The sequence below is a fragment of the Nonomuraea sp. MG754425 genome (assembly GCF_021699195.1).
In the GTDB taxonomy this organism is placed as follows: domain Bacteria; phylum Actinomycetota; class Actinomycetes; order Streptosporangiales; family Streptosporangiaceae; genus Nonomuraea.
Map to the genome: position 1 here is coordinate 23,148 of NZ_SSXE01000106.1, position 10,611 is coordinate 33,758.

The 10,611-nt window shown below is 70.0% G+C and carries 13 protein-coding genes and 1 pseudogene; 1 reads left to right on the plus strand and 13 read right to left on the minus strand.

Annotated features, from left to right (window positions below):
- Nucleotides 1–166: 166 nt before the first annotated feature.
- The 3 genes from FAF44_RS31615 to FAF44_RS31625 all read right to left on the minus strand — a co-directional run bounded on the left by FAF44_RS31615 (nucleotide 167) and on the right by FAF44_RS31625 (nucleotide 2,522).
- A complete protein-coding gene (locus tag FAF44_RS31615; RefSeq protein WP_237106969.1) occupies nucleotides 167–697 on the minus strand; it encodes a hypothetical protein in 531 nt (176 codons plus the stop codon).
- Nucleotides 698–1,054: 357 nt separating this feature from the next.
- Complete coding sequence (locus FAF44_RS31620; RefSeq protein WP_237106970.1) at nucleotides 1,055–1,483, minus strand: peptidase inhibitor family I36 protein; 429 nt, start codon at nucleotides 1,481–1,483, stop codon at nucleotides 1,055–1,057.
- 94 nt (nucleotides 1,484–1,577) lie between these two features.
- Complete coding sequence (locus FAF44_RS31625) at nucleotides 1,578–2,522, minus strand: hypothetical protein (RefSeq protein WP_237106971.1); 945 nt, start codon at nucleotides 2,520–2,522, stop codon at nucleotides 1,578–1,580.
- A gap of 279 nt (nucleotides 2,523–2,801) precedes the next feature.
- Between FAF44_RS31625 and FAF44_RS31630 the strand changes: the two genes are divergently transcribed.
- On the plus strand, nucleotides 2,802–4,454 hold the full coding sequence (locus FAF44_RS31630) for a helix-turn-helix domain-containing protein (RefSeq protein ID WP_237106972.1): 1,653 nt from the start codon (nucleotides 2,802–2,804) through the stop codon (nucleotides 4,452–4,454).
- Here FAF44_RS31630 and FAF44_RS31635 read toward each other — a convergent pair.
- From FAF44_RS31635 to FAF44_RS31680, 10 genes and pseudogenes are all read right to left on the minus strand, one after another.
- Nucleotides 4,367–5,029 carry a hypothetical protein gene (locus tag FAF44_RS31635; RefSeq protein WP_237106973.1) on the minus strand — a complete coding sequence of 221 codons (663 nt, stop codon included), beginning with the start codon at nucleotides 5,027–5,029 and terminating at the stop codon, nucleotides 4,367–4,369. The two genes, FAF44_RS31630 and FAF44_RS31635, sit on opposite strands and share 88 nt — an antisense overlap.
- 199 nt (nucleotides 5,030–5,228) lie before the next feature.
- Nucleotides 5,229–5,837: a DNA-3-methyladenine glycosylase I gene (locus FAF44_RS31640; RefSeq protein ID WP_237106974.1), complete on the minus strand. Its 609-nt coding sequence runs from the start codon at nucleotides 5,835–5,837 to the stop codon at nucleotides 5,229–5,231.
- On the minus strand, nucleotides 5,834–6,493 hold the full coding sequence (locus tag FAF44_RS31645; RefSeq protein ID WP_237106975.1) for an alpha-ketoglutarate-dependent dioxygenase AlkB: 660 nt from the start codon (nucleotides 6,491–6,493) through the stop codon (nucleotides 5,834–5,836). The genes FAF44_RS31640 and FAF44_RS31645 overlap by 4 nt, the downstream gene beginning before the upstream one ends.
- Entirely contained in the window at nucleotides 6,490–6,954 is a 465-nt protein-coding gene (locus FAF44_RS31650; protein ID WP_237106976.1) for a hypothetical protein, read from the minus strand. Before FAF44_RS31650 ends, FAF44_RS31645 begins: the two co-directional genes overlap by 4 nt.
- Nucleotides 6,938–7,249: an Ada metal-binding domain-containing protein gene (locus FAF44_RS31655; protein ID WP_237106977.1), complete on the minus strand. Its 312-nt coding sequence runs from the start codon at nucleotides 7,247–7,249 to the stop codon at nucleotides 6,938–6,940. The genes FAF44_RS31650 and FAF44_RS31655 overlap by 17 nt, the downstream gene beginning before the upstream one ends.
- Nucleotides 7,246–7,962, minus strand: coding sequence for a 2OG-Fe(II) oxygenase (locus FAF44_RS31660; protein ID WP_237106978.1), 717 nt, complete (start codon nucleotides 7,960–7,962; stop codon nucleotides 7,246–7,248). Before FAF44_RS31660 ends, FAF44_RS31655 begins: the two co-directional genes overlap by 4 nt.
- Entirely contained in the window at nucleotides 7,959–8,576 is a 618-nt protein-coding gene (locus tag FAF44_RS31665; protein ID WP_237106979.1) for a methylated-DNA--[protein]-cysteine S-methyltransferase, read from the minus strand. The genes FAF44_RS31660 and FAF44_RS31665 overlap by 4 nt, the downstream gene beginning before the upstream one ends.
- On the minus strand, nucleotides 8,573–9,064 hold the full coding sequence (locus tag FAF44_RS31670; RefSeq protein WP_237106980.1) for an RNA polymerase sigma factor: 492 nt from the start codon (nucleotides 9,062–9,064) through the stop codon (nucleotides 8,573–8,575). Before FAF44_RS31670 ends, FAF44_RS31665 begins: the two co-directional genes overlap by 4 nt.
- A gap of 32 nt (nucleotides 9,065–9,096) precedes the next feature.
- Nucleotides 9,097–9,609 (minus strand): methylated-DNA--[protein]-cysteine S-methyltransferase, encoded by a 513-nt coding sequence (locus FAF44_RS31675; RefSeq protein WP_237106981.1) that lies wholly within the window; start codon nucleotides 9,607–9,609, stop codon nucleotides 9,097–9,099.
- 488 nt (nucleotides 9,610–10,097) lie between these two features.
- Nucleotides 10,098–10,247 (minus strand): annotated as a pseudogene (locus FAF44_RS31680) (ester cyclase); the annotation flags it as partial.
- Between the last annotated feature and the right edge of the window lie 364 nt (nucleotides 10,248–10,611).

Genomic DNA, 10,611 nt, shown 5'->3' on the forward strand with positions numbered 1-10,611 from the left:
GGTTGTATCTCTCCCTGGACGGCTCGGACCGGCCGCACGTGTATGTGGGCGGACTCCCGCGCGGAGAGCGCACCAGAGACCACATCCTCTCCTGCGCGCTCCCCCGATGCGGGCACTAGAAGCTCATCCACCCGGCCAGGCGACGAGCCCGGGTCCGTCGCCAGGCTCAGCGCCGGCAGGCGACGGAAAGGATCACGACCGTCGATCCGCCATAGACCTTTCGCCATAGCTCCTTGGCTCCGGCGCTCGTTTCGTCGGCAACGCCACCCGTGACGGGATTGGTCGTCCACTTGACGGTGCAGTGATGGTCGATCATGAACGCGTCGGCGTCCTTGACGTACGTCTTGGAGGACTGCCCCGGTCGCAGCCACCGGAGGTGGTACCTCGTCCTTCCGTCCGGCCACTCGCGCCAAGGCCAATCGGCGTAGGACCCATGTCCCTTACAGGGGTGAGCACCCGCTTTCCACGGCTCTTTCGGAGTGGAGCACCACGTGTCGGAGATCAGGATGCGCTGGTTCGATCGGTTGATGATGCGGCCGCAGGTGAACCCCTCGGTACAGGTGAGGTCGGCTGCGGCGGCGGACGCGGACGGAGCCGCGGCGGCGGGTGCGGCCAGGAACGTGCCGACGACGGCTATCGCGCCGAGCACGCCCGTGATTCCACGGCCTGATTTCCTCGGCCGGCCGGTAACGGTCATGAGTCTCCCCCATGTCGGTGACGGAAGTCGAAGGTCGTCACCGACCTTCGCCCGGCTCTTGCCACCGCGGCAAGAACGGTGGGCCCATCTGGGACGGTGTGGGCCGCCGAGCCGCCTCTGACCTGCGGTTCCTGGACCCTTGTGGGACGGCACGGGATGATCGGCCCGGGATGCCGGCTCTTGCCCAACGTCCGCGGGGGCTTGACGTGCCCGTCCGGCCGCCGAGACGGAAACCCCTCCGGCCGGCGACATGCCGGCGGAGGGGTCCTGCCGTCCGCCCCGGACCGGGCTCTTCCCTCAGGCCGGAGTCACCGGCCAGAGTTGGAGCTCAGGCGGTTCGCGGACGCCTGGGCGGGGTCACGAGAACGCGGCGCTGTCCGGGTGGCAGGCCTGCTGGAACAGGTGCCCCGATCCCTGGTCACTGGCCGACTGGAACTGGCGGACGTAGGTGCCTCCCCACCACAGGCAGATGGTGGGGGTGCTCAGGCCGCCGCGGTCGTTGCCGCCGTACATGTAGATCTGCGCCTGCAACGGCCCCAAGGTGCGGTTCTCCCAGGAGGAGTCCTGGTTGGCCGGCGCGGGAACCACGCCGTCGTGCCAGTTCCAGTCTTCCCGCCCGTAGCGGTAGGAGTAGACGGTTCCGCCGCGGTCGATGTCCTCGTAGATGCAGAACTCGCCGATGTCGCAGTACTGGTTGGCGTCCCAGTCCGCCTGCGCGGGGGACGCGGTGAGGGAGAAGGCGCCTATCGCCAGAGCGCCTGCGAGGATGGCACTGATCACGCGCACGTTCGTATCCTTTCTGTGGTTTCTCCGGTGGTGGAATCGACGGGGGGATCAGTAGGGGCGGCCTCCCTTCTCCGGTGCCATGGCGGGTGGCCTGTCAGCCGGCTGCGACGACGTGTCGGGCTCGGTCGAGGGCGCCGAGGCGCAGGCGGCGGAGCGTCTCGATGTCCGGGCGATGGAGCCGTGCCAGAGCGGCCCACTCCCGGCGTTCGACACCGCTGATCGCCGCGCCGAGGCCGGTCCGCTGGGCGCACCTGGCCTCGGCGACCGCCAGCGGCACCTCGATGCGGTGCGCGGCGTCGGGATCGCGGCCGGCGATCAGCTTCGCCGCCGCGGCTCTCAGCTCGCCAGGGTTCTCGTAGGGGTGTCCGGCGCCGCGCATGCAGGCTGCCCAGTTCTTCAGCGAGACACGATAGGCGCTGTCCTTCTCGATCGCGGCGGCGACGAAAGGCGTGAGGTTGTTGAGGACCATCGTGGAGCGGAACCACGCCCGCAGGTCGCCGTAGAGTTCGGTGCGCGCTTCCGCGACGCATCCGCTGCCGCTCATGCCGACGACCTCACCGTGCGGAAGCCTTATCTCCAGGGGTTTTCGCTGCTCTGCCGGGGGCGGGCCCATCAGGGCGACTCCGTAGGCCGCCCTGGCGGCCTTGGACAGGCCGCGGGCGTACTGTTCGTTGGGGCCCATGGCCGCGTCGTCCCCGGCCCGTAACCGGTCCTGCGTTCCCAGGCCGTGCCGTTCGGCCCAAGAGACATCGTCGATCACGAACCGGAACGTGCGATCCTGCGGATTCTTCCTGGCCGGCTCGGCGGAGACATAGCGGAAGCCCTGGTCACGCATGCATGCGGCGATCAGCGCCTGCTCCGCGCGATCGAGCAGACGGAGCTCGGCCGCGCCCAGCTTGCGCGAAGGGCCCGGCGGCTCCCTGCCGGCGGCCTCGTTCGCGCCCGATGCGCCAGAACCACCCGACCCCCCTGACCCGACTGATTCGCCGAGGCCCACCACGCACACCGCGGACACGATGGCCATCGCGAAGATCGTCACGGCTCGCGCGCCCTTCACCCGCACCTCCCCGTGGCTCCGCGGTCCGGCACCCGCCGTGTCCGTACACTCGTCGCTTCGCTTCGGACCCATGGCCGTCCCTTCTCTGTGGGAAGTGCGGCTTCCTTCCGCGTGGTCATCACTGACCTTCGCCAGTCAGTCGTCGCAGCGGCAAGGACGGCCAGGCCATCTGGGACGGATGGGCCGCGGAGCCGACTTTGACCTGCAACTCCTGGACCCGTGTGGGATGATCGGCCTGAGATGTCAACTCTTGTGCAACTCTTGCGGGGCCTGAAGGAACGCAGCGGCCAGAGCTATGCTGACCTGTCCCGGAGGACCTATATCAGCACGTCGACCCTGCACCGCTACTGCACTGGGCGAGGGAAAATCCCGGACGCCGGGCTCGTCACCCGGATCGCCCGGGCCTGCGGAGCAACCGAGCAGGAAGTTCGGGACGTCGTCCGCGCGTGGACACTCGACGGCGAACTTTCGCCCGCAACCGATGCCGGCGCCGCGAGGGTGACAGAACTGGCACCTGCGGAAGAGGACCGCGCGGCCGTCGCGACGATGACGGCGGCGGCTCCGCCGGTCGTGGAGCCGGTCCGCCGGTCCGTGATGGGGGTGGTGGCCAAGGCGGTAGCCGTGTCGCTGACCGTGGCCCTGGGGACGGTGTCGTCGCAGGCGTCGCCCGAGGCGGCACCGGAGCCGGCACCGGCGGCGGCAGCGCCGCAGTCGGTGAGCGGCCCTAGCTGGGTAGTGGCGCCGGAGCCGGTGGAGTCGGCCAGGTTCGGTGTGACCATGAACGCGAACACGGGGGAGATGCCGGGGTTCCGGGTGGGCGCAGTCCGATTCTGGGACAGCCAGACGCGATGGGCGAACCTGGAGCCTCGCCAGGGGGAGTACGACTGGACGGTGGCGGACCGGCTGGTATCGGCCGCCGGTCGCGCGGGATTACCCGCTCTGTTCGTCATCGGCGGCACGCCGGCGTGGGCGGCGCCCGGAGCGTCGCGCATGGCCTACCCGGAGGGCGCCCGCGCAGCGGCGCCGGACGATCTGGACCACTGGGAGAGGTTCGTTCGCACACTGGCCGGGCGTTATCGGGGCCGGATGGAAGGCTACGAGCTGTGGCCGGTCGGCAACGATTCCAGGTTCTACACCGGCGATGTGGCGAGCCTGGTCGAGCTGACACGCCGGGCGAGCCGCGCCATCAAGGAGACCGACCCCGAGGCGATCGTCGTATGCCCCGGAATGGGCCGGCTGTGGAGCGACGAGGGGCGTGACTTCCTGCGAGAGTTCGCGGTGGCGGGAGGCTACACACACTGCGACGTCGCCAGCGTCAAGCTGCACCAGCGATCTCCCGCGGACCCGCCGGAGACCATGCTGGCGATCATCGACATCGTCTACCGCACCTTGCACCAGGCGGGGGCGCATCCCCCGATCTGGAGCACCGGCACGACTCATGACATCGTCCTGGAGCGGCCACTGGACGAGGAGCGCGCGATCGACCACGCGGTGCGCTTCTACCTGACCGGCCTGTACGGCAGCGGCAGCGGCTACCTGCGGCGCACCTACTTCTACGCCTGGGGCGCCAGGACGCTACCGATCGTCCTGCAGGCCGAGGGCGGTGCGCCTACCAGGGCTGCGCTGGCCGTGGAGCGGTTGCAGCGATGGCTCGCCCGTGCCCAGGTGCATGCCTGCGGGCAAGGCGCCGCGATCCGCTTGCCGGCCAACGTGTGGCAGTGCGAGTTCACCCTGACCGGCGCGGACGGCCGGACCCGCAACGCTGTCCTGCGGTGGACCCATGCCGGTACCGCGTCGACGCCGGCTCCTGCGGACGCGGCCCAGGTTCACCGCCTCGATGGGACGTCCACGCCTCTCACACCGGGCGATCTCCTCGACGTCGGCACTCGCCCCGTTCTCGTCACCGGCCCGTAACGTCGCTCGGGCGCTTCGTCAAGGTCCGGCGCCGAACTGGCGACCTCGATCAATGAGGTGGTGCCTCGGATTCCACACCAGGCGATCTTCTGCCTGGCCACGGACCCGCTTTCCTGAAAGTCATGCAGGCCGAGGGATTCGTAGACGGCCTCGGTCGCCGTGCCGCGCAGGACGTTCACGCGGGCGATGCCCGCGGCGCGGGCGTTACGCAGCAGTTCGACCTTGAGAACCTGCTCCACCCACGGCTCGTGGGTCGGCTCCACCCAGGTCACGACGTCACGTGGGATCTCGCCGGTCGGGTCGATGACCGAGATGCCGACGGCCTCGTCGCCCTCGCACGCCACGACGACGAGGCTCTCGTCGCGGATCGTGAAGGGCATGACGTCGATGCCGCCGCAAATCATGGCGGATTGAAGAAGGTCGCCGACCGCCATGGCGAGCCGCGTCGACCGGGTATGGCGATCCGCGAGATTCGGGAAATGGTAGGTGGCGGCGGCCGCACGGTGCCTGAGGGTCCCGTAGGCGTCGGCGTCGAAGCCGGTCAGGTCGTAATGCCGGTCCTGTCGGCTGTTCATTCGTGCATTCTCCGCGCGCCCGGGTTGTGACAGAGGTGCCCGCGGCCGCCGGGCGCGGGGCGGCCGCGGGCATGCTGAGCCGACTGATGTCGGCCACGCCGGGTGGTTTGCTCCCGGCATCTGGAAGACGCCGGGTCGGGCGGAAACGTGAGATGCGGTCTTTCGGGGCCGCCGGCTTGGGAGGGGCCCGCGGGCCGTTTCACGAGGTCCAGATGCCGGAGCTGCCCCGTCGGTGCGAGCCGACCAGGTGGGTGTCGACGATGCCGATCGCCTCCATGAGGGCGTACATGGTGGTCGGGCCGACGAAGGCGAATCCGCGCCGGCGCAACTCCCGCGAGAGGGCGAGCGATTCGGCGGACTGGGTGGGGATCTCGGCGAAGGTCCGGGGACGTGGCGTGGCTTCGGGTCGGAAGGACCACACGAGTGCTGCCAGGCCCATCTCCTCGCGCAGCCTGATGGTGGCGCGGGCGTTGGTGAGGGTCGCCTCGATCTTCCGCCGGTTGCGGACGATGCCGGTGTCGGCCATCAGCCGCTCCACGTCGGCATCGGTGTACGCGGCGACCGCGTCGGGGCGGAAACCGGCGAAGGCCGTACGGAACGCGGGCCGCTTGCGCAGGATCGTCGCCCAGGACAGGCCCGCCTGAAAACCTTCGAGGCAGACGCGTTCGTAAACGCCGTGCTCGTCGGTGACCGGCATGCCCCACTCGCTGTCGTAGTAGTCGCGCAGCGACGGCGAGGCGGCCGCCCACGCGGGGCGGGCCAGGCCGTCCTCGCCGATCACGACCCCGGCGTCGGTGCCGGTGGTCATCCGTCGAGCCCCGTCATGCGCATGGTGATGTTGATCCGGCCGTGGCCGAGGCCGCAGCCTTCGGGGGCGGTGTTCGTGTGCACCTTGGTGACACCGTGGTAGGCCAGTCGGGAGGGTCCGCCGAAGACGAACAGGTCGCCGGAGGCCAGCACCAGGTCGGTGTACGGCCGGCCCCGGCTTTCGGTGTTGCCGAAGCGGAAGGTGCAGGTGTCGCCGACGGACAGGGAGACGACCGGGGCGCAGGAGGTCTCGTCCTTGTCCTGGTGCATGCCCATGCGGGCGTTCGCATCGTAGTAGTTCACCAGCGCGGTGTCGGGCGTGTAGGCCCGGACGGTGTCCGGGTCGTGGCCGGTGTCCTGGAGGGCGCGCCGTCCCAGGCGGATCATCCAGTCGGGGAAGGGCAGGACGCGGGCGCCGTTCACGTCGGTGGCCTCCCGGGTGTAGGCGTACGGCTGCCAGTGCCGGCCCAGGCAGACGGTCCGCACGGACATCTCGTGCCCGCGGACCTTCGCGGCCCGGAGGGGGACGGGGCCGCGTGCCCAGGCGTGGAACTGGTCCGCGATCCACCGCTGCTGGTCGGGTGTCAGCCACGAGCGGATCAGGGTGGCTCCCGGGGCGATCCGCCCGTCCGGGAGTTCCGGGGTGAACAGCGTCATCGTTCCTCCGCCACGTGCCAGGTGGTGCCGTCGGCGCTCGCGCCGGCCAGGCCGTACAGCCGGGCAGGTCCGACGAGTGCGAGGGTGCGCGGGTCGCCGACGACGGCGGTCGCCAGGGTGCGGGCGGGGCGCCACGCGGTCGACCACAGCAGCCGCCTGGTCATCTGCGCCCACCCCGTCGCGGGCCCGGTCATCACCCACAGGTCGGGACCGGCGGCGGCGAACCTGGTCGCGAAACGCAGCCAGGAGGCCCCGGTCTCGGGCCAGGCGATGGTGTCGAGCACGTCGCCGCCCGCGCGCTCCCAGGCCGCGGCGATCAGCCGGGCGGTCGCGAGGGCGCCGGGGGTACGGCCCGAGCCGACCACGACGCTCCGGGCCCGCCGATCGCGCGCCATGCTGACGAGGGCCGCGACCTCGGCGTCCGTCACCGTCGCGTCCGCGTCGTCACTCGCCGATGTCATCAGCAAGGGGCTGTTCATCGTTCTCCGTTCTCCGTGCGCTCTTCCACTGCTGGAAACGGTCGTGGCAGCAGGCTCCGCAGGGGCGGAACCCGGCCGCGATCGCGGTGGCCTCGTCGGCGAAGAAGACCCGGTGCTTCGCATAGCCGCCGCGGGCGACGGCGCGCAGCGCGGCGAGGCAGTCGAGCCGTCCGTAGATCCTCGACCGGCGATGGCCGCCCCACAGCCCTTTGACCGCTGACCGGTAGGGGCGGCCGTCCACGCCGAGGAGGGTGTAGGTCTTGGCCGCCTCGCTCACGCGGCGTCGTGGAAGACGAGGGCCAGGGTGTGCCGCTCACCGGACCTGATGGCCGAGACGCCGTGCCGTACGGGTGCGGCCGACCAGCCCCGGGCGGATCTGACGGGCCGGTCGCGGGTGGTGAAAAGGTAGCCGTGGCCGTGCGGCAGCAGCGTGGCGGTGCCGCGGGACTGGGCGCGTGGCCGCTGCTCCAGCAGCAGGAACTCGCCCCCGGTGTGGTCCACGCCGGGCTCGTTGAGGTTGATCACGACCTGCAGCGGGAACACGAGATCGCCGTACAGGTCGCGATGCAGGGCGTTCCAGTCCTTGTGCCCGTAGCGGAGCAGGATCGCCGTCGACCTCGTCTGGCCCGCGTCGTGGCACATCTGGAGCCACTCGTCGAGCGTGTCGGGCCACGGCGCGGGCCGTCCGAGCTTGGTCCACCAGTCGCGGGCGATCGGCAGCAGCCTGGGGTAGAGCGCCTGCTTGAGCCGCTCGATCGGCTCCGGGTACGGCGTGCGGAAGTAGCGGTACTCCCCCTCGCCGAAGCGGTGCCTGCCCATGTCGACGGTGCTACGGAACAGGTCGTCCTTCCCGAACAGCTCCCTGATCTCCACGGTCTCTTCCGGGGCGAGCAGGCGCGGCAGGAGTGCTCCGCCGTACTCGTCGATCTCGGTCGTGATCGCCGCCCAGTCTCCGGACTCGACGCGATCACGCCATCGGTCTGTGCTCATGCCGCGGCCTCCAGGTCCAGGAGCAGGGTTTTGGCCTCCAGGCCGCCGACGTATCCGCCGGGCGTGCCGTCGGTGCGCAGCACACGGTGGCAGGGGACGACGATCGGCAGCGGGTTGGTGGCGCAGGCGGTGCCGACTGCGCGGACGGCCTTGGGATTGCCGACGAGTTCGGCCATGTCGCGGTAGCTGCGGGTCTGGCCGTAGGCGATCTCAGGCAGGTGCGTCTGCACGAGGCGCCGGAATCCGTGTGACAGGGACAGGTCCAGCCGCACGTCGAAGACCTGGCGGCGGCGGGTGAAGTACTCGTCGATCTCGCGGGCCGCCACGTCCAGCCGCTTGGGGGAGCGCAGGATGCGCGAGCTGATCTTCTGGCTGAGGGTTTCCAGGACCCGGTCGTGGTCCTCGCGGGCGAACGCCACGCGGACCAGTCCCTCGGGGGTGGCGGCGAGCAGCAGGGTGCCGACGGGCGAGTCGATGGTGGTGTAGGCGACGTCGACCAGGCCGGCCTGCTCGGCCTCCTGCTCCAGCCGGTGGTGGAGGCGGGCGAGCGCGTCGGCGTCCACGGGCGTCGACAGCAGGGCGGACAGGTCGTCATCGTGGCGGATGTCGTTCATGACGATGCTCCTCTCGTGATCGCGCCCGGATGGTTCTTCCTGAGGTTCTTGAGCCCGTCGGCGGCGGCTCTCCTGGCCGCCTCGACGGTGCCGCCGAGGATCTGCGCGATCTCGGCGTACGGCAGGCCGGCCACGTAGCGGTAGGCGATGGCCTGGCGTTGCTTGGCCGGGAGCGCTTTCACCGCGGCCCACAGGTCGGCGTCGGCGGAGCCCGGAAGGTCGCCACCCGCCGGTGTCTCCGGCACCTCGCCGACGGGCAGGGGATTGCGCTTGGCGACGCGCAGCACGTCGATCGCCTTGCGGTGGGCGATCGTCACGAGCCAGGCTTCCACGTTCGCCGTCTCGGGCAGGTCGGGATAGGCGCGCAGGGCGGACAGGAACGTCTCCGACCAGGCGTCGTCCGCGTCGTGCGGGCCAAGGAGAACCCGGCAGACGCGCAGCACGGTAGCGCCGTGCCGCGCGACCACGTTCTCGAACGGTTCCTTCATATCCCATCCCATCGGCAAACGTGACCTTCCGGTCAGAACAGCCGTCCGGCGCTGACGTCGGCCGATTCCTCGAGTTCCAGCAGCGTCCGCTTGCGCTTGAGTCCACCGGCGTATCCGGTGAGGGAACCATGGGAGCCGACGACACGGTGGCACGGCACGAAGACGCACAGCGGGTTCGCGCCCACGGCCGCTCCGACCTTCTGCGCGAGCGCCCGGTCTCCGAGTTCTTCGGCGATCCGGCCGTAGGTGGTCGTGTCACCGCATTGAATGCGCTTCACGATCTCCCAGACGGCGTGCTGGAACGCGTCGCCCTCAGCGGCGAGCGGGAGGTCGAAGTTCCTGCGCTCGCCCGCCAGGTACTGGCGCAACTGCCGGGCGGCCTCGCTCAGCAGCCTGTCTGCGGGCTCTGTCACCTCGGGGCCGAACGCCTCCTGCGCCGGCCGGCGGACGTGGTGCCGGAAGTACAGGCCAGTGATCGCCTCGCCCTTCGCGACGAGCGTGACCGGGCCGAGGCGGGTTTCGATCACGAGGTGCCGGGTGCTCATCTGTGTATCCCTTCTTCTGCCTGGTAGACGTACGCCACCGGCCGAACGTGAGATCCCAGATGGCAACCCTCGCAGGTGTGGCCTAACGTCGTCGGACGGTTACGTTGAGTGGGTGCCAGGCGGGCAGTGGGTTATTCGGTCAGTTTCTGGAGGAATGCGGTGAAGTCCGCGTCGGCCCAGTGGTCGATGATCTTCTGGTCTTCGATCCGGTCGACGGTCGTCGCGGATGTAGCGTGTCCAGGACGCCGGCAGGTCTCGCAGACCGTAGCTCTCGTAGAACGCCTTCACGATGCGCTTGACCCTGCCTCCGTCGGCGGCGCGGGCAGGAGCCGCCGACGCCAGCGCCAGAGCACTGCCGGCGAGCGCTCCGCCGACCATCCCGCGGCGGCTGATGAACTCTTTCATGTGCTGTCTCCAGTCGTTCGCTGTCGATGCTTCGCGGGCTCCCGGCGTCCTCCGTGCGCGGGGCCGTGTCGGCGGGTGCCGCGTCAGGCGTTGTCGCCGCGGAGTATCTGCAGGAACCGGCCGAAGTTGCCCTCCGACCAGTGCTCGACAGACTGCCCGTCCACGACGCGGTCGATGGAGATGCCGCTGAGCCGCACCTCGCGGCCAGAGGCGGGGATGCCCAGGATCGTGCCCGTGTGGACGCCCGCTGATGGCCCAGCGGGTCACCACCTTGTCGCCCTCGGCGACCTGGTCGAGCACCTCCAGGCGGTAGCCGGTGAGCGATGCTTTCAGCTCCAGGTCGCCCGCAAGCCACGCCGCGCGCTCATCGGGCCCGTCGAACCCGTGCAGGACGAGGTCCTTGGAGATGTACTTCGCGAAACCGCCGGCCAGATCGTCGTTGTAGCCGGCGTAGAAGGCGGCGGCGACCCGTCCGACCAGCGATCCCTCCAGCCGCTCTCTGGAGTTGGCCCAGTTTGGTAGACACCTGATCTCTGGGGAACCCTGGTCCCCGGAAGAAGGAGTCTGCAGTGCCAAACAACTATCCGCCGGAGTTTC

Excerpts from the sequence above, each read along its gene's own strand:
- FAF44_RS31615 (WP_237106969.1), bottom strand. The coding sequence starts at position 697 with ATGACCGTTACCGGCCGGCCGAGGAAATCAGGCCGTGGAATCACGGGC.
- FAF44_RS31635 (WP_237106973.1), bottom strand. The coding sequence starts at position 5,029 with ATGAACAGCCGACAGGACCGGCATTACGACCTGACCGGCTTCGACGCC.
- FAF44_RS31640 (WP_237106974.1), bottom strand. The coding sequence starts at position 5,837 with ATGACCACCGGCACCGACGCCGGGGTCGTGATCGGCGAGGACGGCCTG.
- FAF44_RS31645 (WP_237106975.1), bottom strand. The coding sequence starts at position 6,493 with ATGACGCTGTTCACCCCGGAACTCCCGGACGGGCGGATCGCCCCGGGA.
- FAF44_RS31650 (WP_237106976.1), bottom strand. The coding sequence starts at position 6,954 with ATGACATCGGCGAGTGACGACGCGGACGCGACGGTGACGGACGCCGAG.
- FAF44_RS31660 (WP_237106978.1), bottom strand. The coding sequence starts at position 7,962 with ATGAGCACAGACCGATGGCGTGATCGCGTCGAGTCCGGAGACTGGGCG.
- FAF44_RS31665 (WP_237106979.1), bottom strand. The coding sequence starts at position 8,576 with ATGAACGACATCCGCCACGATGACGACCTGTCCGCCCTGCTGTCGACG.
- FAF44_RS31670 (WP_237106980.1), bottom strand. The coding sequence starts at position 9,064 with ATGAAGGAACCGTTCGAGAACGTGGTCGCGCGGCACGGCGCTACCGTG.
- FAF44_RS31675 (WP_237106981.1), bottom strand. The coding sequence starts at position 9,609 with ATGAGCACCCGGCACCTCGTGATCGAAACCCGCCTCGGCCCGGTCACG.